Genomic DNA, 24757 nt, shown 5'->3' on the forward strand with positions numbered 1-24757 from the left:
TAGTAGCCCGGGTTCGGAGCGAAATGTCCGTCTGTGCCGGACATCTCATGACTTAGGGTTTTGGGCGTGCGGATGGGGCGAACGGTCAGGAGAGCCGTGCGGTTCCTGCGGCGTCCCAAGGTCTTCGACGCCGCCCTGGTGATCGTCATCTCGATTCCCGGCGTACTCGGACTGGTCTTCATGACCGAGCGGGGGGAGACCGGGGAAGCGCTGCGCATGGCGCACTACCTCGCGTGCGCCGCGCTGCTGTGGTGGCGCCGGCGCCGGCCGGTGCTCACCGTGGCCCTGATCACGGCGCTGGACGCCGCCGGCCTGGCCCTGCGCCTCGTCACGATCGCCGATCTGCCCGCGGCCGTGGCGCTCTACAGCGTGGGCCGGCACACCTCCGGCCGCGTCACCGCGCTGACCGCGCTCGCCGCCTACGCCGCCTACGCCCTGACCGGGGAGATCTTCCAGCCCGGCAAGGGCAACTGGGTGGGCTACCTGTTCGCCGTGGCGACGGCCGTGGGCGTCGGCCAGCTCGTCCGGCTGCGTGCGGAACTCAACGAGCGCGGCCGGCGCGAGGCCGCCGACGCCGCCGTACGCGAGGAGCGGCGGCGCATCGCGAGGGAGCTCCACGACATCGTGGCGCACCACATCACCGTCATCACCGCCCTCGTCGGCGGCGCGCGGGCGACGCTCCCCGCCGAGCAGGAGGTCACCAGGGACGCGCTGAAGAGCGCCGAGCAGACCGCCCGCGAGGCGATGACGGAGATGCGCCGCCTGCTCGACGTGCTCAGGGCCGACGACGTGCTACGCGACGGGGAGCTGCTCGGGGCGGCCGGCACGGGACCGGACGCCGCGACCGGCGTCGGCGCGGAACGGCTGCCCGCCCTCGTCGATGAGGCGCGCTCGGCCGGGCTGTCCACCAGCCTCACCGTGACCGGCACGCCCGTCGCGCTGCCCGCCCCCGTCGACCTCGCGGTCTACCGGATCGTCCAGGAGGCGCTGACCAACACCCGCAAGCACGCGGCCGGGGCACGGGCGGGGGTGCGGCTGGCGTACGAGCCGGAGGCGGTCGAGGTCGAGGTCGTGGACGACGGGCGCGCCACGGGCTCGGGCACGCCCGGCTTCGGGCTCGGCGGCATGGCCGAGCGGGTGGCGCTCTGCGGCGGCCGGCTCACGACCGGCCCGCACCCCGGCGGGGGCTTCCGCGTACACGCCCGCATCCCCCTGGAGACACTGTGATCCGTGTGCTGCTCGCCGACGACCACGGGCTGGTCCGTACGGGCTTCAGGCTCATGCTCGACGCCCAGCCCGACCTGTCCGTGGTGGGCGAGGCCGGCGACGGCGCGGAGGCGGTGGACCTGGCCCGGCGGCTGCGGCCGGACGTCGTGCTCATGGACCTGCACATGCCGAACCTGGACGGGGTCCGCGCCACCGAGCTGATCACGGCCGCGCTGCCGGAGGTGCGGGTGCTCGCGCTGAGCACGTTCGACCTGGACGAGAACGTGCTCGCGGCGCTGCGCGCGGGCGCGGACGGCTTCCTGCCGAAGGACGTCTCCCCCGAGGAGCTGATCGAGGGCGTGCGCGTGGTGCACCGGGGCGAGTCGGCGGTCGCGCCGCGGCTGCTGACCCGGCTGATCGGCACGTTCGTCCGCGCCTCGCGGACCCCGCCCGCGCCCGCGCGTACGGCCCGGCTCGCCGGGCTGACCGAGCGGGAGCGGGAGATCCTCGTCCTCATCGCCCGCGGCCGCTCGAACGCGGAGATCGCCGCCGGCCTCGCCGTCTCCGCCTCGACCGTCAAGAACCACGTGACGAGCCTGTTCGCCAAGCTCGGCGTACGGGACCGCGCCCAGGCCGTCATCGTCGCCTACGAGGCGGGGCTCGTCCGCCCCGGAGAGTAGGACCCTGGTCCCAGAGCCGGCCCGGCGAGACGGTCCCCGGGCAGGAAGAAACCGGCGGCCCGCGCCGCCACGCTGGGATCATGACAGCCATTAGGGCAACGAACCTGAGCAAACGCTACGGCGCCACCGCCGCGGTGGCGGAATTGTCGTTCGACGTCGAGCCCGGCCGGGTGACGGGTTTCCTGGGGCCCAACGGGGCCGGCAAGTCCACCACGATGCGGATGATCCTCGGGCTCGACCGGCCGTCCGGCGGCTCCGTGCTCGTGGACGGGCGGCCGTACGCCGAGCTGCGGCACCCGCTGCGCAAGGTGGGCGCGCTGCTCGACGCGAAGGCCGTGCACGGCGGGCGCAGCGCCCGCGACCACTTGCTGGCCATCGCCCAGAGCAACGGGCTGCCCGCGAGCCGGGTCGAGCAGGTGCTGGAGACCGTGGGGCTGCGCGAGGTCGCGAGACGCCGCGTCGGCGGCTTCTCGCTGGGCATGTCGCAGCGGCTCGGCATCGCCGCGGCGCTGCTCGGCGATCCGGAGATCCTGCTGTTCGACGAGCCCGTCAACGGGCTCGACCCGGACGGCATCCTGTGGATCCGCACGTTCATGCGCGAGCTCGCCGCCGAGGGCCGCGCGGTGTTCGTCTCCAGCCACCTCATGAGCGAGATGGCCCAGACCGCCGACCACCTCATCGTGATCGGCAAGGGGCGGCTCATCGCCGACACGAGCGTGGACGAGTTCATCGCGCGCAGCTCGCAGGGCTACGTACGGGTGCGCTCCCCCCGCCTGGCCGAGGTCGCCGACCTGCTCGGCACGGGCGAGCGGCACCCCGACCACCTGCGGGTGACCACGATGAGCACGCTGGAGATCGGCACGCTCACGGCGCGGGCCGGGATCCCGCTGGAGGAGCTGACGCACGTGCGGCCCTCGCTCGAAGCCGCGTACATGGAGCTGACCAAGGACAGTCTGGAGTACACGTCATGATCGACATCATCAGGTCGGAGTGGACCAAGCTCCGCTCGGTCCGCTCGACGCTCTGGACGCTGGCCGCCACCGCCGCCATGATGATCGGCTTCGGCGCGCTGCTCTCGTTCGCGGTCAAGGAGAACGCCGAAGGGCCCGTCGACGTGCAGAACGCGCTGATGACGAGCCTGACCGGCGCGATGTTCGCCTCGCTGTCGATCGCCGCGCTGGGCGTACTGGTGATCTCCGGCGAGTACCGCACCGGCGGCATCCGCACCTCGCTGCTGGCCGTGCCCCGGCGGCTCCACCTGCTCGCCGGCAAGGCCGTGGTCTTCACCGTCACCTCGCTGGTCGTCTGCACGCTCGCCGCCGCCGGGGCGCTCGCCGCCGGCCTGGCGATCACGCAGCCCGCCGGGGTCACGACGGGCGACCTCGTACGGTCCGCCGTCGGCGCGGGGCTCTACCTGACCGCGTGCGGGCTGTTCGGGCTGGCGCTCGGCACGCTCGTCCGGCACACGGCGGGCGCGCTCGTGACGGCCATCGCGCTGATCCTGGTGCTCCCCACGGTCGTCACCCAGTTGCCCGGCAAGTGGGGCAGGACCGTCGCGGAGTATTTCACCACCAACGCGGGCCAGCTCATCATGACCGACGGCGGAGGGCCCTCCTCGCTGAGCCCGTGGGGCGGGTTCGCCGTCTACCTGGCGTGGATCGCCGTGGCCGCGGTCGCGGCGGGCGTCCTGCTGCACCGCCGCGACGCCTGACCGCGCGGCTCCTCCGGGCGCGGGCCGGACCGAGCGGTTCCTCCGGGCGGGGGCCGGACCGCTCAGCCGCCCGCGAGCTCCCGCCCGCGGTCCCTGGCCGCCTCGATGGCGGCCAGGAACGCCGCCCGCACGCTGTGCCGCTCCAGCTCGGCGATGGCCGCGATCGTGGTGCCGCCCGGCGAGGTGACCGCCTCGCGCAGGATCACCGGGTGCTCGCCCGAGTCGCGCAGCATCACGGCCGCGCCGACGATCGACTGCGTGACCATGTCGAGCGCGGCGGCGCGCGGCATGCCGAGCAGGATGCCCGCGTCCACCATGGCCTCGACCAGGTAGAAGAAGTAGGCGGGGCCGCTGCCGGAGAGCGCGGTCGCCGCGTCCTGCTGCGACTCGGGGATGCGCAGCACCTTGCCGACCGGCTTCAGCAGGTTCTCGGTCAGCCTGAGGTGCTCCTCGCCCGCGTGCGCCCCGGCCGAGATGACGCTCATCGCCTCGTCGAACCTGATCGGCGTGTTGGACATCACCCGCACGACCGGCACGTCCACCCCGAGCCGCTGCTCCACGAACGCCGTCGTGATGCCGGCCGCGGCCGTGATCACCAGGCGGTCGGCGGGGACGTAAGGGGCGATCTCGGCCAGGAGGGTGGCCATGTCCTGCGGCTTGACGGCCAGGATCAGCGTGTCGGCCGCCTTCGCCGCCTCGGCGTTGGTGACGGTGCGCACGCCGTAGGTGTCGCGCAGCGCCTGCGCCCGCTCGGCCCTGCGGGTGGTCGCGAGGACGTCTCCCGGCTTGAACCCGGCCCGCAGCAGCCCGGACAGCAGGGCCTCGCCCATCTTGCCCGTGCCCAGAATCGCAATCATCCTGGCAGCCTACTCACCGGCGTGACATCAGCGACCGCAGGAAGAACCCCAGGTTGCGCGGGCGCTCGGCCAGGCGGCGCATGAGGTAGGCGTACCAGTCGTCCCCGTACGGCACGTAGACCCGCATCTGCGATCCCAGCCCCGCCAGCCTGGACTGCTCGGCGGGGCGGACGCCGTACAGCATCTGGTACTCGAACCCGGTGACGTCCCGGCCGTCGAGCACGGCGAGCGTGGAGGCGATCCGCAGCAGCCGGGGGTCGTGCGTGGCCACCATCGGGTACGCCGTCCCCGCCATGAGCACCTTGAGGCACCGTACGAACGAGCGGTCGATCTCGGCGGGCGACGTGTAGGCGCCCGGCGCCGTGTAGGCGCCCTTGCACAGCCGCACCCGGGCCCCGCCGAGCTTCTCGCACCGCTCCAGCGAGTCCGGCAGGTAAGCCTGCACCACCACCCCCACGTCGGGGTGGTCGCGCCGCAGCGCGGCGTGGACGGCGTGCAGCCCGTGGATCGTGTCGCGCTCCTCGGCGTCGAGCGTCACGGTGACGCCGCGTTCGGCCGCGGCCCGGCAGATGTCGGCCGCGTGCTCGTACGCGAGCCGCTCCGACAGCCGCAGCCCGAGCGCGGTGAGCTTGACCGACACGTCCGCGCCCGCGGGCAGCAGGGCGAGCAGGCCGAGGTATTCGCCGACGGCGGCGGCGGCCTGCTCCCTGTCGGTCACCTCCTCGCCCAGGTGGTCGACGGTGACGAGGAGCCCTCTGCGGGTCAGGTCGCCGACCACGGAGGCGATGTCGTCGGCGACGTAGCGCCTGACCACGTCCCTGGTCAGCGGCGAGGAGGAGATGACGCGCTCGGCGCGTTCGCTTCGGGAGACTGCGAGCATGGCCTGACGGAGCACGGGGACCACACTAACCCCGCAGGGCGCTGAACCGCGGGCCGCCGGGATCCGTCGTAGGGGTATGCGCACAATGACGAAAGCGACTCTTCTGGCCGGGTCCCTGGTTCTCGCGACGAGTTGTGCCACCGCGCCGGCCACGCGACCGGCCGCGTCGTCCTCCTCCCGCACCCCTGCCCCGCCGCCGGCGGTCGAGGTGACCCCCGTCACCACCGCTCCGACGGCGCCGTCGGAAGGCCCCCAGCCGGTCAAGCCGACCGGGAACGCGATCAACGTCCACAAGGTCCGCTGGACCAAGGCCAAACCGGTCTCCAAGGGCAAGAAAGTGCAGCTCACCTGGTGGTCGGGCGTCGCGCCGTGCACGGTGCTGGACCGCGTCAAGGTCAAGGAGACGTCGAAGAAGGTCACGATCACCCTGTACGAGGGCACCTCGCCCAAGGCGAAGAACACCTCCTGCATCATGATCGCCATCCAGAAGACCACCACCGTCAAGCTCAAGAAGGCCCTGGGCAAGCGCCTGCTCGTGGACGGCGCCAAGCGCTGAGCCGCGAACGGTTTCCGTGTCCAACAGCGGACACCCCTGCTGACAACTGATCGGTTACTTGCGATACATCGATCAGGCACCGAAGGCGTGGGGGCGTCGAGGGTGACGTCGCTCAGCCCAGGGGGTTCCCGTGAGACGACTCGGCCGCGCGCTCGCCGCACTCCTGCTCCTCCCCGCCGGCTGGCTCGCGCTGTCGAGCCCGCCCGCGCGGGCGCTGCCGCCGGCGTTCCAGCGGCAGACCGTGCTCAGCGGGCTCACCCGGCCGACGAACGTGGAGTTCGCGCCGGACGGGCGGGTGTTCGTGGCGGAGAAGAGCGGGCTGATCAAGGTCTTCGACTCGCTGTCCGACACGACGCCCACGGTCTACGCCGACCTGCGCACGCAGGTGCACAACTTCTGGGACCGCGGCCTGCTCGGCATGGCCCTGCATCCGGATTTTCCCGCCGACCCGCGTCTGTACGTCCTCTACAGCCGCGACGCCGTGCCCGGCGGGACCGCGCCGCGCTGGGGGACCGCGGGCGCGACCGACGACCCGTGCCCGACCCCGCCGGGCGCGACCGGTGACGGCTGCCTGGTCACCGGCCGCCTGTCGGTCATCTCCCCCACGGGGGCCGAGACCCCGCTGATCACCGACTGGTGCCAGCAGCATCCCAGCCACTCGGTCGGCGACCTGCGCTTCGGCCCGGACGGCGCGCTGTACGCCTCGGCCGGCGACGGCGCCAGCTTCAACTTCGCCGACTACGGCCAGGACAACCTGACCGGTTCCGACGTCACGCCGGACAACCCGTGCGGCGACCCGCCCTCGCCGGTCGGCACGGCCCTGTCGCCGCCGTCGGCGGAGGGCGGGGCGCTGCGCTCGCAGGACGTGCGGACGAACGGCGACCCGGCCGGCCTCGACGGCTCACTGATCCGGATAAATCCGGATACGGGGGCGGCGGCCGCCGGCAACCCCAGCGCCGCGAGCCCCGACCCCAACGCCGCCCGCATCGTCGCCCACGGCCTGCGCAACCCGTTCCGCATCACCGTGCGCCCCGGCACCTCGGAGATCTGGCTCGGCGAGGTCGGCTGGAACACCGTCGAGGAGATCAACCGGGTCGTCAGCCCCACCGCCGGCGTCATCAACTTCGGCTGGCCCTGCTACGAGGGCCCCGGCCGCCAGGGCGGCTACGACAACCTCGACCTGACGCTCTGCGAGAACCTGTACGCCGCCGGCGCCTCCGCCCACACCGCGCCGTACTTCGCCTGGAACCACAACGCCCGCCCCGCCCCCAACGACCCCTGCCCGTCGGGCGGCTCCTCGGCCAGCGGCGTCGCCTTCCACACCGGCGGCGGCTACCCGGCCGCCTACGACGGCGCGCTGTTCTTCTCCGACTACAGCCGCCAGTGCGTCTGGGTGATGACCAAGGGCGCGAACGGCCTGCCCGACCCGGCCACGATCCAGACCTTCGACTCCGGCATGCCCACGGTCGAGCTGGAGACGGGCCCCGGCGGCGACCTGTTCGCCGTGGACTACGACCACGGGACGCTGGTCCGCTACCTCTACGCCAACACCCCGCCCACGGCGGTGATCGGCGCGAGCGCCACCTCCGGCGCCGCGCCGCTGGCCGTGACGTTCTCCGGGGCCTCCTCCAGCGACGCCGACGGCGACCCGCTCACCTACGCCTGGGACCTCGACGGCGACGGCGACCTCGACGACTCGACCGCCGCCGCGCCGTCGTTCACGTACGCCCAGCCGGGCTCGTACACCGTGCGCCTGCGCGTCCACGACGGCAGGGGCGGCCAGGGCGACGCCTCGGTCACCGTCAACGTGGACAACACCGCGCCCACGGCGACCATCGCCGCGCCGACGGCCACCACCACCTGGGCCGTCGGCCAGACGATCGCCTTCTCCGGCAGCGGCACCGACGCCCAGGACGGCACGGTCCCCGGCTCGCGCATGCACTGGGCGCTGATCCTGCACCACTGCCCGAGCACCTGCCACGAGCACGAGATCACCGCGTTCACCGGCGCGAGCGGGTCCTTCCAGGCCCCCGACCACGACTACCCGTCCCACCTGGAGCTGCGGCTCACGGTGACCGACGCCCAGGGGCTGAGCGACACCAAGAGCGTGCTGCTCCAGCCGCGCACGGTGAACCTGACCTTCCAGTCGTCGCCGCCCGGCCTGCGGCTCGGCTTCAACAGCGAGCAGACGATCACCCCGTTCACCAGGACCGTGATCGTCGGCTCCGGCAACTCGGTCTCCGCGCCCTCGCCGCAGACCGCGGGCGGCGGCAGCCACACCTTCGCGTCGTGGTCGGACGGGGGCGCGGCGACCCACCAGGTCGTGGCTCCGGCGACCGCGACGACCTATACGGCGACGTACGAGCCGACGGCGGTGGTGCCGGGGCTGGTGGCGGCGTACGCGATGGACGAGGGCTCGGGCTCCGCGGTCGGGGACGCCTCGGGCGGAGGCCACACCGGCACCCTCACCTCGACGGCGTGGACCACCTCCGGCCGCTACGGCAGCGCGCTCTCCTTCAACGGCACCTCAAGCTGGGTCACCATCCCGGACGCCGCGAGCCTCCGCCTGACCACCGGCATGACCGTGGAGGCGTGGGTCCGTCCCACCTCGGTGACCGGCTGGCGGACCGTCGTCATGAAGCAACACGCCAGCGGCGAGGCCTACACGTTGACCGCCGGCAGCGACACCAACCGCCCCCACACGGCGATCTTCACCACCACCCCCGCCGACATCGGCGCCCCCAGCCAACTCCCCCTCAACACCTGGACCCACCTCACCGCCACCTACGACGCAACGACCCTGCGCCTCTACGTCAACGGCACCCAGGTCGCCCAGACCCCCAAGACCGGCGCCATCCGCACCGACAACGGCGTCCTGCGCATCGGCGGCAACAGCCTGTGGGGCGAGTACTTCGCCGGCCTCATCGACGAAGTCCGCCTCTACAACCGCGCCCTCACCCCCACCGAGATCCAGACCGACCTGAACACCCCGGTGGGACAGCCGCTGCCACCCGACACGCAGGCCCCCACCGCCCCCGGCGGGCTCACGGCGGCGGGCGGACCGGGCTCGGCGCAGCTCTCCTGGTCGGCCGCCACGGACAACGTGGGCGTGACGGGCTACCTGGTCCACCGCTCGGCCACGCCCGGGTTCACCCCGTCGGGGGCCAACCAGGTGGGCTCGGCTGACGGCACGTCGTTCACGGACTCCGGGCTCGCGGCGGGCACGTACTACTACCGGGTGCGGGCCTTCGACGGCGCGAACAACGTCGGCCCCGCCTCGGCCGAGGTCTCGGCGACGGTCACGCAGCCGCCGTCCGTGCCGGGGCTGGTGGCGGCGTACGGGATGAACGAGGGCACCGGCTCGACGGTCGCCGACACCTCCGGCGGAGGCCACACCGGCACCCTCACCTCCACCACCTGGACCACCTCCGGCCGCTACGGCAGCGCGCTCTCCTTCAACGGCACCTCAAGCTGGATCACCATCCCCGACGCGCCCAGTCTTCGCCTCACGACCGGCATGACCGTGGAGGCGTGGGTCCGCCCCACCTCGGTGACCGGCTGGCGGACCGTCGTCATGAAGCAGCACGCCAGCGGCGAGGCCTACACCCTGACCGCAGGCAGCGACACCAACCGCCCCCACACGGCGATCTTCACCACCACCCCAGCCGACATCGGCGGGCCCAGCCAACTCCCCCTCAACACCTGGACCCACCTCACCGCGACCTACGACGCAACGACCCTGCGCCTCTACATCAACGGCACCCAGGTCGCCCAAACCGCCGAGACCGGAGCCATCCGCACCGACAACGGCGTCCTGCGCATCGGCGGCAACAGCCTGTGGGGCGAGTACTTCGCCGGCCTCATCGACGAGGTCCGCCTCTACAACCGCGCCCTCACCCCCGCCGAGATCCAGACCGACCTGAACACCCCGGTCAGCTGATCTCCCGCGTCCGCGCCATCCTGCAGAATTCTGGGGCAGGATCGGGAATGCGGGCGCGCTCACAAGGGTTGAGTCGAGTAGGCTCAAGTCGTTTGACAAACACGACCGTCATCCGTAGCTTGAGTCCGACCGACTCAACTTTCACCACAAGGACGTACTCATGGCACGTGCGGTAGGTATCGACCTTGGGACGACCAACTCCGTCGTCTCGATCCTCGAGGGCGGTGAGCCCACCGTCATCGCCAACGCGCAGGGCTCGCGGACCACGCCGTCCGTGGTCGCCTTCGCGAAGAACGGCGAAGTCCTGGTCGGTGAGGTCGCCAAGCGGCAGGCCGTCACCAACGTGGACCGCACCATCCGCTCCGTCAAGCGCGAGATGGGCACCAACTGGTCCCAGGAGATCGACGGCAAGAAGTTCTCCCCGCAGCAGATCAGCGCCTTCGTGCTGCAGAAGCTCAAGCAGGACGCCGAGGCCTACCTGGGCGAGAAGATCACCGACGCGGTGATCACCGTCCCGGCCTACTTCAACGACGCCCAGCGGCAGGCCACCAAGGAGGCCGGCACGATCGCGGGCCTCAACGTGCTCCGCATCATCAACGAGCCGACCGCCGCGGCCCTCGCCTACGGCCTCGACAAGGAGCAGGACCAGACCATCCTGGTCTTCGACCTCGGTGGCGGCACCTTCGACGTGTCGCTGCTCGACGTCGGCTCCGAGGACGGCCACGGCTTCGTCGAGGTCAAGGCCACCTCCGGTGACAACCACCTGGGCGGCGACGACTGGGACCAGCGTGTCGTCGACGAGCTCGTCAAGCGTTTCCAGAACGCCCACGGCGTCGACCTGTCCAAGGACAAGATGGCTCTGCAGCGCCTGCGCGAGGCCGCGGAGAAGGCCAAGATCGAGCTGTCCAGCCAGTCCGAGACCAGCATCAACCTGCCCTACATCACGGCCTCCTCCGAGGGCCCGCTGCACCTCGACGAGAAGCTCACGCGCTCGGAGTTCCAGCGGCTGACGGCCGACCTGCTCGAGCGGACCAAGGGCCCGTTCCACCAGGTCATCAAGGACGCCGGCATCAAGGTCTCCGACATCAGCCACGTGGTGCTGGTCGGCGGCTCGACCCGGATGCCCGCCGTGACCGACCTGGTCAAGGAGCTGACCGGCGGCAAGGAGCCCAACAAGGGCGTCAACCCCGACGAGGTCGTCGCCATCGGCGCCGCCCTGCAGGCCGGCGTGCTCAAGGGTGAGGTCAAGGACGTCCTGCTGCTCGACGTGACCCCGCTGTCGCTGGGCATCGAGACCAAGGGCGGCATCTTCACCAAGATCATCGAGCGCAACACGACGATCCCGACCAAGCGCTCCGAGGTCTTCACCACGGCCGAGGACAACCAGCCGTCGGTGCAGATCCAGGTCTTCCAGGGCGAGCGCGAGATCGCGGCCTACAACAAGAAGCTCGCGACCTTCGAGCTCACCGGCATCGCGCCGGCCCCGCGCGGCATCCCGCAGATCGAGGTCACCTTCGACATCGACGCCAACGGCATCGTCAACGTCTCCGCCAAGGACCTGGGCACGGGCAAGGAGCAGTCGATGACCATCACCGGCGGCTCGGCGCTGCCCAAGGACGACATCGAGCGCATGATGCGCGAGGCCGAGTCCTACGCCGAGGAGGACAAGAAGCGCCGCGAGGAGGCCGAGGTCCGCAACAACGCCGACGGGCTCGCCTACCAGACGGAGAAGTTCCTCCGCGAGAACGACGACAAGGTCCCCGGCGACATCAAGACCGAGGTCAACGACGCCCTGGCCGAGCTGAAGAAGGCTCTGGAGGGCACCGACACCGACGTCATCCGCAACTCTGCGGAGAAGCTCGCCACGGTCAGCCAGAAGATGGGCTCGGCGATCTACGCCGCCGGCCAGGGTCAGCAGGGCGGCCCCGAGGGCGCCCCGCAGGACGCCGCGGCCGGTGCGGGCCAGAAGGCCGACGAGGACGTGGTCGAGGCCGAGATCGTCGACGACGAGCCGAAGAAGGACAAGTGATGCCGCCGCGTGACAACGGGCACGAGGAGCCGGTGATCCGCGACAACCGCAAGATCGACCCGGAGACGGGGCTGCCTCGCGAGCCCGACGCCGCCCAGGAGACGGCCGGCCAGCCCGCCGAGGCCGCGGCCGCCGCCGGTCCCGCCGCCGACGGCGAGCTGGCCATCCAGCTCGCCGAGCGGACCGAGGACCTGAAGCGACTCCAGGCCGAATACGTCAACTACCGCAAGCGCGTCGAGCGCGACCGCGCCGCGGTCAGGGAGCAGGCGGTGGCGAGCGCGCTGACCGAGCTCCTGCCCGTGCTCGACGACATCGGCCGCGCCCGCGAGCACGGCGAGCTCACCGGCGGCTTCGCGAAGGTGGCGGAGTCGCTGGAGGCCACGCTCACCAAGCTCGGCCTCACCGCCTACGGGCAGAAGGGCGACCCCTTCGACCCGACCGTCCACGAGGCGCTGATGCACAGCTACTCCGCGGACGTGACCGAGGCCACCGCGGTCGAGGTGTTCCAGCCCGGCTACCGCATGGGCGAGCGCATCCTGCGGCCGGCGCGGGTGGCCGTGGCCGAGCCCGCCGAGCCCCAGGAGCCCGCCGCGGGCGGCCAGGGTGAAACCGAAGACGAAAGCTGACGAGGACGAAGGGCCGTAGATGAGCACCAAGGACTACTTGGAGAAGGACTACTACGCCGTCCTTGGTGTGCCCAAGACCGCGACCGCCGACGAGATCAAGAAGGCCTACCGCAAGCTGGCCCGCCAGTACCACCCCGACAGCAACCAGGGCGACACCGCCAAAGAGGCCAAGTTCAAAGAGGTCTCCGAGGCGTACGACGTCCTGTCCGACACCAAGCGCCGCAAGGAGTACGACGAGGCGCGGACGTTGTTCGGCTCCGGGGTGGGCGGCCAGCGGCCGGGGGCGGGCGGCTTCTCGTTCGACTTCGGCGACCTGTTCGGCGGCACCGGGCAGGGGCAGCAGGGGGGCGCGGGAGAGCGGCTCGGCGACCTGTTCGGCGGGCTGTTCAACCGCGGCGGTGGTGGTGCGTCCACCCGCACCACCACGACCCGGCCGCGGCGTGGCCAGGACATCGAGTCCGAGGTCACGCTCTCGTTCACCGAGGCCGTCGAGGGCACCACGGTGTCGCTCAGGCTGACCAGCTCGGCCGCCTGCGCCGCTTGCACGGGCACCGGCGCCAAGGCGGGCACGACCCCGAGGGTCTGCCCGACCTGTGAGGGCACCGGCGCGGCCAGCCGCAACCTGGGCAACTTCGCCTTCTCCGAGCCCTGCCGCGACTGCAAGGGCCGCGGGCTGATCGTGGACGACCCCTGCCCCGTGTGCGAGGGCAGCGGCCGGGCCAAGAGCACCCGCACCATCCAGGCCCGCATCCCCGCCGGCGTCGCCGACGGTCAGCGGGTCAAGCTCAAGGCCAAGGGGGCGCCGGGCGAGAACGGCGGCCCCGCGGGAGACCTCTACATCCAGACCCACGTCAAGCCGCACGCGGTGTTCGGCCGCTCGGGCGACAACCTGACCGTCACCGTGCCGGTGACGTTCACGGAGGCCGCCCTGGGGGCCGAGATCAAGGTGCCCATCCTCAAAGGCATGCCGGTCACGCTGCGCATCCCGCCGGGCACGCCCAACGGGCGTACCTTCCGGGTGCGCGGCAGGGGCGTGTCCCGCAAGGACGGCACCAAGGGCGACCTGCTCGCCACGGTCGAGGTGCTCGTGCCGAACACGCTGGACGACAAGTCGCGCGAGCTCCTCAGCGAGTTCCAGACCGCGACCGCGGGCGAGGACCCGCGCGCCGACCTCATTCAGCGAGCCAGAAGCGAGTGAGCCGATGGACGCCAACTATTTCGACCTGTCCGACGACACACCCGTCTATGTGATCTCGGTGGCCGCGCAGTTGTCCGGGCTGCATCCGCAGACCCTGCGCCAGTACGACCGGCTCGGCCTGGTCAGCCCCGGCCGTACGGCCGGGCGCGGCCGCCTCTACTCCACAAGAGACATCATCCAGCTCCGCGAGGTGCAGCGGCTCTCCCAGGAAGAGGGCATCAACCTCGCGGGCATCAAGCGCATTCTCGAGCTCGAGAACGAGACCCTGCGGTTGCGCGAGGAGGTTCACCGCCTGCGCGCCGAGATGCGCATGGTCAGAGCGCTGATCCGCTACGAGCTGCCACCGGGGGCCTGAGAACGACATGGACTACAAGCTCACCCAGAAGAGCCAGGAGGCGCTCTCGGGGGCCATGCGGCGCGCCGCCGCGGAGGGCAACCCCGAGATCGCCCCGGCTCACCTGATGGCCACCCTGCTCGCGCAGACGGGCGGCACCGCCGTGCCGCTGCTGGAAGCCGTCGGCGCCGACTGGCGCGCGTTGCGCACCAGGGTCGAGGAGCTGCTGGCCGGGCTGCCGAAGGCGCAGGGCGCGACGGTGGGGGCGCCGTCGAGCTCACGCCAGCTCCTCACGGTCATGAACACCGCCGCGCACCACGCCAACCGGCTCGAAGACCTCTACGTCTCCACCGAGCACCTGCTGGTGGGCCTCGCGGCCGACGGCGGCCAGGTCGCCGACCTGCTGAAGGCGCAGGGGGCGACCTCGCAGGCGCTGCTCGACGCGTTCGAGAAGGTGCGCGGCAACGCCCGCGTCACCAGTGAGACGCCCGAGGACACCTACCAGGCGCTGGAGAAGTACGGCGTCGACCTGACCGAGCGCGCCCGGGGCGGCAAGCTCGACCCGGTCATCGGCCGCGACGGCGAGATCCGCCGCGTGGTCCAGGTGCTGAGCCGGCGCACCAAGAACAACCCGGTGCTGATCGGCGAGCCCGGCGTCGGCAAGACCGCCGTCGTCGAGGGCCTGGCCCAGCGCATCGTGGCCGGCGACGTGCCGGAGTCGCTGCGCGGCAAGCGGCTCATCTCGCTCGACCTCGGCGCGATGGTCGCGGGGGCGAAATACCGCGGCGAGTTCGAGGAGCGGCTGAAGGCCGTGCTCTCCGAGATCAAGGAGAGCGAAGGCCAGGTCGTGACCTTCATCGACGAGCTGCACACGGTCGTCGGCGCGGGCGCCGCCGAGGGCGCCATGGACGCGGGCAACATGCTCAAGCCCATGCTGGCCCGCGGCGAGCTGCGCATGATCGGCGCGACCACGCTCGACGAATACCGCGAGCGCATCGAGAAGGACCCGGCGCTGGAGCGCCGCTTCCAGCAGGTCTACGTGGGTGAGCCCACGGTCGAGGACTCCATCGCGATCCTGCGCGGGCTGAAGGGCCGCTACGAGGCCCACCACCAGGTGCAGATCTCCGACGGCGCGCTGGTCGCCGCCGCCGCGCTGTCCGACCGCTACATCACCAACCGCTTCCTCCCCGACAAGGCGATCGACCTGGTCGACGAGGCCGCCTCGCGGCTGCGCATGGAGATCGACTCCCGTCCCGTGGAGATCGACCAGCTCCAGCGCTCCGTCGACCGGATGAAGATGGAGGAGCTGGCCCTGTCGAAGGAGACCGACGAGGCCTCCGTCCAGCGGCTGGAGCGGCTCCGCCAGGAGCTGGCCGACCGCCAGGAGGAGCTCAACGCCCTCGTCGGCCGCTGGGAGCAGGAGAAGGCCGGGCTCAACAAGGTCGGTGAGCTGAAGAAGCAGCTCGACGAGGCCAAGAGCGCGGCCGAGCGGGCCCAGCGCGACGGCGACTTCGAGGCCGCCTCGCGGCTGATGTACGCCGAGGTGCCGCGGCTTGAGCAGGCGCTCAAGGCCGCCTCCGAGGCCGAGCAGCCGGAGAACGCCATGGTCAAGGAGGAGGTCGGGGCCGACGACATCGCCGAGGTGATCTCGTCGTGGACCGGCATCCCCGCCGGGCGGCTCCTGGAGGCCGAGACGGCCAAGCTGCTGCGCATGGAGGACGAGCTGGGCCGGCGGCTCATCGGCCAGCAGGAGGCCGTACGCGCGGTCTCCGACGCCGTACGCCGCAGCCGGGCCGGCATCGCCGACCCCGACCGCCCGACGGGCTCGTTCCTCTTCCTCGGCCCGACGGGCGTGGGCAAGACCGAGCTGGCCAAGGCGCTGGCGGAGTTCCTGTTCGACGACGAGCGGGCGATGACCCGCATCGACATGAGCGAATACTCCGAGAAGCACAGCGTGGCCCGGCTCGTCGGCGCGCCTCCCGGCTACGTCGGCTACGAGGAGGGCGGCCAGCTCACCGAGGCCGTACGCCGGCGCCCCTACACCGTGGTGCTGCTGGACGAGGTCGAGAAGGCCCACCCCGAGGTCTTCGACATCCTGCTCCAGGTGCTCGACGACGGGCGGCTGACCGACGGCCAGGGCCGCACGGTCGACTTCCGCAACACGATCCTGATCCTCACCTCCAACCTGGGCTCGCAGTTCCTCATCGATCCCAAGCTGGAGAACGACGCCAAGCGCGAGGCCGTCATGGCGGCCGTGCGCTCGGCCTTCAAGCCGGAGTTCCTCAACCGGCTCGACGACGTCATCCTCTTCGACGCCCTCGGCACGGAGGAGCTGGCCCAGATCGTCGACCTGCAGGTCGAGCGGCTGGCCCGGCGCCTGGCCGACCGCAGGCTGACGCTGGAGGTCACGCCGGCGGCCCGCGAGTGGCTGGCACTGACCGGCTACGACCCGCTCTACGGCGCCCGGCCGCTGCGCCGCCTGGTGCAGTCGTCCATCGGCGACAAGCTGGCCAAGGCCGTCCTGTCGGGCGAGGTCGTGGACGGCGACAAGGTGACCGTGGAGCTCGGCGACGACGAGCTGCTCGTCCAGCGCGCCGCCTGACGCCCGCCCGGAGCCCGGGGCCCCGTCCGTGGGCCCCGGGCTCCGGCGTTCTGTGGGGGCGATCAGGAGGGCTCATGGCACGGTCATGGGCCCGCCCGCTCGGTAAGGTTCGCCCCACCCTTCGGACAAGCCCCGCACGCCCCGCCCCCCGGAGGGCTAGCTTCGGCGTTCGTCAGACGAGCGAACAACGACCAGGGGGCGTGCCAGTGCCATCCCACAAGTTCCGGATCATCGTCGCGACGGCCGCGCTGGCCGCGGGTGTGAGCTGGTTCGCCGCGGGCCCCACGGGCGCGGACACCTGTGGCGGAGCGCGGCACTCGACCAGCCTGCTCGGCTGCGCCGGGCGGGTGGAGGTGCGCCCGGAGGACGTGCCGGGCGGGACCATGATCGCCCCGGAGGCGGGCGACCTGGCCATGGCGGCCGGGCGGCTGGCCCGGCAGCTCGGGCTGACCGGCCTCGCCTCGGGGGGCGCGCTGCCGGGCAAGGTCGATCTCGGGGGTGTGCCGGCCAGCTGGGGCATGCCGCCCCTGTCCTCCGCCTCCCCGCGGGTCCGGCAGGCCGCGGCTGGACCGGCCGGGATGAGGGATCTGGCGACGGCGGCGTACGTCGCGGCCCTGCCGACGCTGCCCCAGGTGCCCGCCCTGCCGGGAACGCCGGCGCGCGCCTCGCGGGAGCCGCACACCGCGATCGCCGGCTCTCCGCACAAGGACCCGCGCGGGGTGCGGAAGCCGGCGGGCGAGGTGGGCTCGCAGGTCGTCGGCGAGCTGCTGCCGCAGGCGCTCGGCGACCTCGGCGACTCGCCGGTGCTGCCGGGACGCGATCCGGGCCTGGCCGGCCTCACCGGCCTCGTCCAGGACCTCGGCCTGCACTGACCCCCTGCCGCGGGGCACGGCGGAATGGCGCGTGCACCTGTGGAACGGTACACGCGCCGATCCCGGCGGTCCGCCCTTCTCAGGGCGGACCGTCAGTGGACGAGCGCGTCCAGTTCGTCCTCGGGCAGCCCGAGATCGACCCTGATGCGGTAGCGCGTACGCAGCGCCGCATCGTGCTCCGGGTCGCTCTCGTCGGATCCCAGCGCGGCCTGGGTCGCCCATTCCAGGCCGCCCCGCAGGTCTCCGTACGCCACCAGCGTCTCGGCGATCGTGTGAGCGGTCGCCGTCGAGACGCCGCCCTCGGCGCGTATCGTCTCGATGACCTCTCTCGCCTCCTCCTGCCGGTCGAGCTCGAACAGCGTGTCGGCGATGCCGGCACGCGGGTCGAAGCCCGTCTCGCCGCCGTCCTCGAGCGCGCGCTGGAAACACTCCATCGCGCGCGCGGGCTGTCCGGCCGCCCGCCACTCCTCGGCGGCGAGAACCAGGATGGACGCCCTGGAGACGTCGCCCGAGGAGTATCCGAGCGCGACGTCGTAGAGCCGACTGGCCAGGGAATCGTGGTCGTCGGCCAGAAGGGCCTGCTCAAGCAGACGATCAAGGTGCTCACGGGTCACATGCGCCACACCGTGAGACTACCGAGCCACGTGCGCCTTTGCCCGGTCATTGCGCATCGCCGGTGGGTCCGGATTTCGGTCACTCCACGGTAAAGACTGGTCACTCTCTGCGTGTTGACACTGCTTGCGGGGGATATACGGATCGCTACGCGTTCTCGCGAGCGGAAGGGGCTGTCATGGGCATGTCCAAGCAGACGACCTTCGCGCTGGCGTGTGTGGTCGTGTTGTCGGCTCTGGTGCCCGGTGTCGCCGGCTATCTGACGGCCCGGATGGAGGCCATCGAGGCCGCCGAGCGCAACCTGCGGGCGCTGGAGGCGCGGCTGCAGCTCCGCGAGGCCAGGGACGCGCGGCCGGTGTCGTACTCGGTGCCCTGCCTGCACCCGCCGTCCACGCCGCAGCTGCAGGAGTTCTCGGCCAGCGCGCTCGGCCGCGAGGAGCACGCCGGGCGCGGGCGGCCGGGCGAGGCCGCCCCCGACTGGCTGCCCGGCCTGGTCCAGGACGTCGAGCGCGCCGTGACGGGCGAGTAGTCGCGGCTCAGACGGCCGGCGACAGGTTCTTGAGCTGGCGCGACAGGAAGCCGCGGATGAGCTGCTTGGCCGCCTCGATCATCTCGGGGTCGCCGTCGGGACGGCGGCGGAAGGCCAGCTTGAGCACCGCGTCACCGGCTTCGACGGCCGCCAGCACCGACACGTCCAGCCTCGGGTCGTCGGCCAGGCCGAACTCGGTCAGGAACAGCCCGCGCAGCCGGCCGGCGATGACCGTGTTGTTCTCGGAGTCGGAGTCGAGCAGGTTGAGGTCGACGGCGTCGCCGAAGTGCAGGCTCTTGAAGCCGGCGACCGAGCGGTGCATGTCGACGTAGACGTCGATGATGGCGTCCACCGCCTCCCACCACCCCCGGTAGTCCTCCTCCAGGAAACGGCGGTCCACCCGGCGGACGAACTCCTCGACGTTGCGCCGGGTGAGCTCCTGGGTGATGGCCCGTTTGTCCGGGAAAAACTGGTAGACCGAACCGATCGCCACGCCCGCCCGCTCCGCGATGCGGGTGGTGGACAGGGCCTCGTAGCCGGACTCGTCGAGCAGCTCGGCGCAGGCGTCGAGCATGCGCTCGACGCGGCGGGCGCTGCGGCGCTGCGCGGGACGCCGCCTCAGGGCGGGAGGCTGGGAGCAATCGTTCTCAATCTGCGGCGAAGACACGGATTCATCTTCTCCCGAAGGCGCGATCGTTAGTTGGAAAATTTCTGGATTTCTCGCTCGTCACCCCAGCCGCGCCAGTGTCCGCATCAGCCGGGGCGAAATCCGGGACAGCGCATAACCTATTTCGGCTTCCGGGTTGACCGGAACGACCGCCTCATTACGGTCCACGGCCCGCGGAATGTGCGCGGCCACCCGCGCGGATGACGCTCAACCCGATGCCGTGTCCCGCCAGTTCGGCCCTCAGACTGTCGCTGAGCGCCTTCACGGCGGCCTTGGACACCGAAGTACGCCGGCAGCAGCCGCGTCGGCGCGGACGCAGCCAGGGACGCGACGTTGACGATGTGCCCGCCCTGTCCGCGCGCCACCATGGCCGCCCCGAACAGCCGGCAGCCGTGAATGACGCCCCAGAGATTGGTGTCGATCGTGCGCCGCCAGTCGTCGACGGTGTGATCGAGAATGGGGCCGGCGACGGTGATCCCGGCATTGTTGAGCACAATGTCCGGCACTCCATATTCCGCAATGACATTTCGCGAAAAATCAGCCATCTGATCGACATTGCCCACATCGACCTGCGGCCGTAACTCCCGCGACGGGGACGCGCCCTCGACGTGCGCGACGAACTCGGCGATCATGCCGGCCACCGTGTCGGGACGGGCGCGCTGCGCCCAGTGGCCGGCGTCGAGCTCGCGCCGCCGGAGCCGCGGCGTCCACCGTTCGCACCAGCCCGCCAGCGCCGAGGTCACGAAGGGGTCGTGCGCGGCGTCGACGAGCTGCACGGGCAGGTCGATCACGGGCGGCCCGGCCGGCTCGGCCCGGCCCCGCCGTCCCCGCAGGTTCGCCCGGTAGAGCCAGAGGCCGTTGCGCGCGTCACGTACCAGGGTCGGGGCGGGATGGCCGTCGCGCGGGGGCGCGCCCTCGCGGCGCAGGCGGCGCGCCAGCAGCCGCGGCACGAGCGAGCGCCAGGCCAGCTCGGGCAGGACCGGGATCAGGAAGAACCCGATGTAGGAGGAGCGTACGAGCTGCACGAGCCGGTCCCGCCGCCCGCCGTGCCGGGCGAAGTCCGCCAGGTGCCGCCCGCCCGGCCCGCCGAGGCTGGTGAACGAGGCCAGCCGCTCGCGCAGCCCGGCCCGCCCGGCCGCCTCCCACCCCTGCACCGACCCCCAGTCGTGCCCGACCAGATGGACCTTCCGCCCGCCGGCCACCGCGTCGAGCACCGCCCGCAGGTCGTCCATCAGGCGGTCGAGGCCGTAGTCGCGGCGGTCACGGGGCCCGGTCGAGGCCCCGGCCCCTCGTACGTCGTAACGCACCACGTGGAAGCGGCCGGAGAGCCGGGCCGCGACCTCGTCCCACACGCGGTGCGTGTCCGGATAGCCGTGGAGGAGCAGCACGGTCGGATCGGCGGGGTCGCCGTCCGTGTAGACCGCCAGCCGCACGTCGCCGGACTCGACCCACCGCATCGCGACCCCCTAGTGGACGCTCCGTCCGCAATATAGATCCGCTAGGGCCGCGCGGAAAGGCCGGTGCAGGACCTCAGCGCCTTCCAGTCCGTCAGCGCCTGGGTCTTCGCCGAGCCCGTCATCGGCACCGGGACGCCGCCCTGGATGGTGGCCGGGGTCCAGCGGTCCTTCAGCACCTTCCTGCCGTTGATGGTGAGCGTCAAGACGCCGGTCCGGCCGGTGGTCGCGGGATTGGAGTTGTAGAAGACGAAGTTGCCCATCCCGTAGTTGACGTAGGCGTTCCCGAGGTAGCCCGAGCCGAGCAGGATGTGCGCGTGGCCGCCGACGATGACGTCCGCGCCCGCTTTGACCAGCTTGGGGGCCAGCGAGAGCTGCGCCTCGTTCGGGCACTTCTGCATCTCGGTGCCCCAGTGGAGGTGGACGATCACGGTGTCGGAGTTCTTGCGCGCCTGCCGCACCGCCCGCAGCAGGGCTGCCTCGTCCTTGGCGGAGGCCAGCCCGCCCTTGTCCGCGGTGGCCGTCCACGCCTGGATGAACTCGGAGTCGAGCACCTGCGTGGCCCCGATGATCGCCACCCGGTTGCCGTTCACGGTCTTCCTGTACGGCTTGTACGCCTCCGCCGCGTCCTTCCCGATCCCCACCACCGGGAACTTGCTGCGCTTGATCGCCGCCAGCGAGTCGGCCAGCCCGCTCTCCATGTAGTCCATGCCGTGGTTGTTGGCCATGGACACGACGTCCACCCCGGCCGACTTGAGCGCGGTGAACGCGCTGGCCGGCGCGCGGAAGGTGAACTGCTTGCCCGGCGCGGGCGTCCCCGCCGTGGTGATCGCCGTCTCCAGGTTGACCATGGTGAGGTCGGCCTGGCGCAGGACGTTCGCGATGGGCCCGAGGGCGGTGCGCGGATTGGCCAGCCGGGGCCGCAGGATGCCCTCGAAGTGCACGTCCCCGCCGAACGAGATCGTGTACGGCCGCCGCTGCGGCGTCGGCTTCTTCGTCGGCGACACCGCCGCCTGCTGGTCGGCCTGCTTGGCCTGCAACTCCTTGTCCGGCGCCGAAGAGGAGCAGGCGGCCAGCGAGGCCACCGACGCGATGGCGGCGAACAACGGGAGGGCACGGGGGAGTCTCATCTGCCGCACTTCCGCTCGAATCCTGACATTCAGGGATTGAGCATGCCATGCGGGGGTCGTTACCCGGCAAATCGCAACAATTTGACCATCTCCGGTCAGGGAGGCCGGCCTGCCGAAGCTCGGCCGCGACTACCGGAGCGCGGCCGGCCGGGCCGTCAGGCCGTGGTGGCGCTCCAGGTTCTCCACCGTGCGACCGGCCGAGATGGCACTGTGGAGGCATGACGTTCCGTCATCGCTCACGCGCGTTGCGTTGGTCGCTGCTCCTCCCGGCTGCGACGCTGTCCTGCCTCATCGCGACCCTGCTCACGCCTCTCCTGCTGGAACGCCTGGTGCCCACAGGGACCCGATGGCAGCAGTTGAGCGCCGTCGGCGAGACGTACGGCGCCGCTTCAGCCGTCATCTCCGCCTTCGCCCTGGTCGCGATCGGGTTCTCGCGCTTCTTACAGGTGCGGGAAATGCGATTCGCCAGGGCGGAGGCCGAACGCGCTCACCATTTTCAACTCATGCAGCTGCAGATAGAGAATCCCGTGCTGAGCGACGCGCTGAGCATCAGATTCCAGCTCGATCCGCGCGTGCACATCTATCTCAATCTGGTCCTCTCCTACTGGGAGATGCTCTTCAGAGTGGGAGAGATGACGGAGGAACAGCTCGCCGAGTACGCGCGGGCGAATTTCTTCGGCACGGAGGCCGGCCACAACTTCTGGCGGGCGACCCGGGACCACAGGCTCCTGGTGGTCAAGGACCGGCGCGGCGAGCGCTTCATCAACGTGATGGATCAGGTTTGGCGGCAGAGCCGAAGCACGCGTACGGACAGGCCGGTCGCCGGCCGGAATTCGGCCGTCGTCATGGCGACGGCGCTCGTCGCCGCGGGAATCATCTGGATCCGTCACACGCGCAGGAAACAGCCCCGGAGTCGATCGACCTCCGGGGCGGATGTGTCATGACGGGCGGCGTTACGCCTTCATTTTCAGGCCGTGACCTGGAGAGCTGTCAGGTCGAACTCTCCCTCACGAACCCCTGCGGTGAAGGCGGCCCATTCTTCGGGAGTGAAGACCAGGACGGGACCATCCTGGTCCTTGGCGTCCCGCAGTGCGACTTTTCCGTCGGCCAGCGGGGCGACCTCCACGCACGTGTCGGCGCCGTTGCAGAAAGTGCTCTTCCGCCAAGCCGTCGTCGCAGTATGGTTGTACATTTTCTCCCCAAATGCGCAAGAGGCACCGTTGCCCCTTTTCTGAGGTTCCGCTCTAGCGACGCCAGAGCATTGCTTTACGCTGGATGAGCACGCGTGACTCGTCCTCGTCCAGTGCTTCCAGCCGTATGTGATCAAAGGCCGTCTCATAGCCCGCCACCCACTCGAGCTCCTCGACGAAATGCGCCGCATACAACTGCTCCAGGTACACGACGTCATCGAAGGACGAGAACCTCAGGTGGATGAATGCACCTGTGTTGACCGGGTGCAGGGATTCCAGCGGCAGAACTCTCACGTTCACGTGCGGCAGCAGCGAGACTTCCAGAAGGTGCTCCATCTGCTCCCGCATGACGGAGGGCTCTCCGAATCGTCGCATCAGCGCCGATTCATCCAGCACCACGGAGAGCGCACACGGGTCACTCCTGTGCAACACTCGCTGTTGCCTCGCGAGACGGGCCTCCACTCGGCTTCGGATGCCACTATGAGTGATCCGAGCGATGCCGCGAGTGGCCAGGATCACTTCCCTCGCGTAATCCTCTGTCTGCAGCAGACCAGGCACGACCTGGGGTTCCCAGGCGCGCTGGTATGTCGCCTCCGCTTCCAGCCCGAGAAACCTCATGTATTCCTCAGGCAGGGCGTCTTGGTAATCCTCCCACCAGCCCCGCCGCTCCGCATCCCGCAGCAGGCCGATGAGTTCGTCAAGTTTGCCCCCGTCGACGCCGTAGAGCTTCACCAGTGCCTTGATGTCGTCGGCGCTGGGCATCGTACGTGCGGCCTCGATGCGGCTGACCTTGCTGGGAGACCAGCCGAGCTCCTTGGCGGCCTTGGCGCCGGTGAGCTTGTTGCGCTCACGCAGCAAACGCAGCTCCTGGCCGAGCCGGAGCCTGCGTACCGTCGGGCTGCCCTGCTGCGATGGCACCGTCCGCTCTCCTTGTCCGGAAGGAAGGTGTAACCGGCGGGGATCGTTTGGGGGACGGCATTCGGGGCCGTTCCCACAATCGTACATGCAAGTTGCACACCCAATGCCAGGTGCCCTTGCCGGAAGGCTGTCACGGAGAGAGCTCAGGAGCAAGGCGAGAGCGCGGATCGGATCGGCCGCGTGCAACTTGCACCGCAAGCTCCGCGCAAGAAAACCAAAACTTCCGGGCGGAAGGTATTGTGCCCCGCTCACCAGCGGAGCACGATCGTAGGGAAAAGGTTTCTCCGACGTGAGGAGGCCGGGCATGACGTCGAGTTCGCCGCACGCACCGGGCCTCCCCCACCGCAACGCGTGCCCGAGCATGCCGGGCCGTACGCACTCCGGCGGCGTCGCCGTCCCCGAATAACAACGAGCCGGGCACAAAAAATGCCGGGCCGCGGCTGTCGGCCTGATCCCCGCATATGGGCTGCCACCCAGCGGGAGGAACGGCCGCCAGCCGACGGACCGGCGCAGAAGCCACCTCTAGAAATGCCGCGAAAGGGGTCTTCTATGTACTCACAAGGTATCAAGGGACCTGGCCGAATCAAGTCCCGTATCCGTGAACTCATGGCCTGGGCCGACCGCGAGGTCTGCATGGAGCCCGATGAGTTCGCCTACCACGTCGGCTGGACGGTGACCAGGACGGGGTTCGGCGCGCGCCGCTACCGTGATCCGCGATTCGACCAGCTCCGCGTGCCCGGCCGGGTGCGCGAGGAGGTGACGTGAG

Annotated in this window: 22 protein-coding genes and 1 pseudogene; 15 read left to right on the plus strand and 8 right to left on the minus strand. The window is 70.9% G+C overall.

What is annotated here, in order from left to right; genetic code table 11:
* Nucleotides 1–72 precede the first annotated feature (72 nt).
* The 4 genes from ABD292_RS17415 to ABD292_RS17430 all read left to right on the plus strand — a co-directional run bounded on the left by ABD292_RS17415 (nucleotide 73) and on the right by ABD292_RS17430 (nucleotide 3597).
* Complete coding sequence (locus ABD292_RS17415; RefSeq protein WP_344209091.1) at nucleotides 73–1227, plus strand: sensor histidine kinase; 1155 nt, start codon at nucleotides 73–75, stop codon at nucleotides 1225–1227.
* Nucleotides 1224–1886: a response regulator gene (locus ABD292_RS17420; RefSeq protein ID WP_344208300.1), complete on the plus strand. Its 663-nt coding sequence runs from the start codon at nucleotides 1224–1226 to the stop codon at nucleotides 1884–1886. The genes ABD292_RS17415 and ABD292_RS17420 overlap by 4 nt, the downstream gene beginning before the upstream one ends.
* Nucleotides 1887–1966: 80 nt before the next feature.
* On the plus strand, nucleotides 1967–2857 hold the full coding sequence (locus ABD292_RS17425) for an ABC transporter ATP-binding protein (protein ID WP_344208301.1): 891 nt from the start codon (nucleotides 1967–1969) through the stop codon (nucleotides 2855–2857).
* The gene (locus tag ABD292_RS17430) at nucleotides 2854–3597 is read left to right on the plus strand and encodes an ABC transporter permease (RefSeq protein ID WP_344208302.1); all 744 of its coding nucleotides are present in this window, start codon (nucleotides 2854–2856) and stop codon (nucleotides 3595–3597) included. The genes ABD292_RS17425 and ABD292_RS17430 overlap by 4 nt, the downstream gene beginning before the upstream one ends.
* 62 nt (nucleotides 3598–3659) lie before the next feature.
* Here the strand turns inward: ABD292_RS17430 and proC are convergent, their stop codons facing one another.
* Complete coding sequence (gene proC / locus ABD292_RS17435; protein ID WP_344208303.1) at nucleotides 3660–4454, minus strand: pyrroline-5-carboxylate reductase; 795 nt, start codon at nucleotides 4452–4454, stop codon at nucleotides 3660–3662.
* Between the two features lie 13 nt (nucleotides 4455–4467).
* Nucleotides 4468–5349: a proline dehydrogenase family protein gene (locus ABD292_RS17440; protein ID WP_344208304.1), complete on the minus strand. Its 882-nt coding sequence runs from the start codon at nucleotides 5347–5349 to the stop codon at nucleotides 4468–4470.
* A 70-nt stretch (nucleotides 5350–5419) separates the two neighbouring features.
* Between ABD292_RS17440 and ABD292_RS17445 the strand changes: the two genes are divergently transcribed.
* From ABD292_RS17445 to ABD292_RS17480, 8 genes and pseudogenes are all read left to right on the plus strand, one after another.
* Nucleotides 5420–5890 (plus strand): hypothetical protein, encoded by a 471-nt coding sequence (locus ABD292_RS17445; protein ID WP_344208305.1) that lies wholly within the window; start codon nucleotides 5420–5422, stop codon nucleotides 5888–5890.
* Between the two features lie 130 nt (nucleotides 5891–6020).
* Nucleotides 6021–9830: a LamG-like jellyroll fold domain-containing protein gene (locus ABD292_RS17450; protein WP_344208307.1), complete on the plus strand. Its 3810-nt coding sequence runs from the start codon at nucleotides 6021–6023 to the stop codon at nucleotides 9828–9830.
* A gap of 160 nt (nucleotides 9831–9990) precedes the next feature.
* Nucleotides 9991–11859 (plus strand): molecular chaperone DnaK, encoded by a 1869-nt coding sequence (gene dnaK, locus ABD292_RS17455; protein WP_344208309.1) that lies wholly within the window; start codon nucleotides 9991–9993, stop codon nucleotides 11857–11859.
* Complete coding sequence (grpE, locus tag ABD292_RS17460) at nucleotides 11859–12485, plus strand: nucleotide exchange factor GrpE (protein ID WP_344208311.1); 627 nt, start codon at nucleotides 11859–11861, stop codon at nucleotides 12483–12485. The genes dnaK and grpE overlap by 1 nt, the downstream gene beginning before the upstream one ends.
* A 19-nt stretch (nucleotides 12486–12504) precedes the next feature.
* Entirely contained in the window at nucleotides 12505–13683 is a 1179-nt protein-coding gene (dnaJ, locus tag ABD292_RS17465) for a molecular chaperone DnaJ (RefSeq protein WP_344208313.1), read from the plus strand.
* A gap of 4 nt (nucleotides 13684–13687) precedes the next feature.
* A pseudogene (locus ABD292_RS17470) lies at nucleotides 13688–14011 on the plus strand (heat shock protein transcriptional repressor HspR); the annotation flags it as partial.
* Nucleotides 14012–14045: 34 nt separating this feature from the next.
* Entirely contained in the window at nucleotides 14046–16619 is a 2574-nt protein-coding gene (gene clpB / locus ABD292_RS17475) for an ATP-dependent chaperone ClpB (RefSeq protein ID WP_344208315.1), read from the plus strand.
* 206 nt (nucleotides 16620–16825) lie between these two features.
* Nucleotides 16826–17491 carry a hypothetical protein gene (locus ABD292_RS17480; RefSeq protein WP_344208317.1) on the plus strand — a complete coding sequence of 222 codons (666 nt, stop codon included), beginning with the start codon at nucleotides 16826–16828 and terminating at the stop codon, nucleotides 17489–17491.
* Nucleotides 17492–17583: 92 nt separating this feature from the next.
* On the opposite strand, the gene ABD292_RS17485 is transcribed toward ABD292_RS17480, so the two are convergent.
* Nucleotides 17584–18114 (minus strand): tetratricopeptide repeat protein, encoded by a 531-nt coding sequence (locus ABD292_RS17485; protein ID WP_245775283.1) that lies wholly within the window; start codon nucleotides 18112–18114, stop codon nucleotides 17584–17586.
* A 173-nt stretch (nucleotides 18115–18287) separates the two neighbouring features.
* On the opposite strand from ABD292_RS17485, the gene ABD292_RS17490 reads away from it, so the two are divergent.
* Entirely contained in the window at nucleotides 18288–18632 is a 345-nt protein-coding gene (locus tag ABD292_RS17490; protein ID WP_344208320.1) for a hypothetical protein, read from the plus strand.
* A gap of 7 nt (nucleotides 18633–18639) precedes the next feature.
* On the opposite strand, the gene ABD292_RS17495 is transcribed toward ABD292_RS17490, so the two are convergent.
* The 3 genes from ABD292_RS17495 to ABD292_RS17505 all read right to left on the minus strand — a co-directional run bounded on the left by ABD292_RS17495 (nucleotide 18640) and on the right by ABD292_RS17505 (nucleotide 21883).
* A complete protein-coding gene (locus ABD292_RS17495; protein ID WP_371251029.1) occupies nucleotides 18640–19206 on the minus strand; it encodes a TetR/AcrR family transcriptional regulator in 567 nt (188 codons plus the stop codon).
* 212 nt (nucleotides 19207–19418) lie between these two features.
* A complete protein-coding gene (locus ABD292_RS17500; RefSeq protein ID WP_344208324.1) occupies nucleotides 19419–20756 on the minus strand; it encodes an alpha/beta fold hydrolase in 1338 nt (445 codons plus the stop codon).
* Nucleotides 20757–20797: 41 nt separating this feature from the next.
* Nucleotides 20798–21883, minus strand: a complete 1086-nt coding sequence (locus ABD292_RS17505; protein ID WP_344208326.1) for a CapA family protein — start codon at nucleotides 21881–21883, stop codon at nucleotides 20798–20800.
* 218 nt (nucleotides 21884–22101) lie between these two features.
* Here ABD292_RS17505 and ABD292_RS17510 point away from each other — a divergent pair, with 218 nt between their 5' ends.
* Entirely contained in the window at nucleotides 22102–22827 is a 726-nt protein-coding gene (locus tag ABD292_RS17510; RefSeq protein WP_344208328.1) for a DUF6082 family protein, read from the plus strand.
* A 23-nt stretch (nucleotides 22828–22850) separates the two neighbouring features.
* Here ABD292_RS17510 and ABD292_RS17515 read toward each other — a convergent pair whose 3' ends face one another.
* Nucleotides 22851–23222, minus strand: coding sequence for a DUF397 domain-containing protein (locus ABD292_RS17515; RefSeq protein ID WP_344208331.1), 372 nt, complete (start codon nucleotides 23220–23222; stop codon nucleotides 22851–22853).
* Entirely contained in the window at nucleotides 23128–23991 is an 864-nt protein-coding gene (locus ABD292_RS17520) for a helix-turn-helix domain-containing protein (protein ID WP_344208334.1), read from the minus strand. Before ABD292_RS17520 ends, ABD292_RS17515 begins: the two co-directional genes overlap by 95 nt.
* Nucleotides 23992–24597: 606 nt before the next feature.
* Between ABD292_RS17520 and ABD292_RS17525 the strand changes: the two genes are divergently transcribed.
* Nucleotides 24598–24756 (plus strand): hypothetical protein, encoded by a 159-nt coding sequence (locus ABD292_RS17525; RefSeq protein ID WP_344208337.1) that lies wholly within the window; start codon nucleotides 24598–24600, stop codon nucleotides 24754–24756.
* The last annotated feature ends 1 nt before the right edge of the window (nucleotide 24757 follow it).

The sequence above is a fragment of the Nonomuraea bangladeshensis genome, from assembly GCF_039529455.1.
GTDB classification, from domain to species: Bacteria; Actinomycetota; Actinomycetes; order Streptosporangiales; family Streptosporangiaceae; genus Nonomuraea; species Nonomuraea bangladeshensis.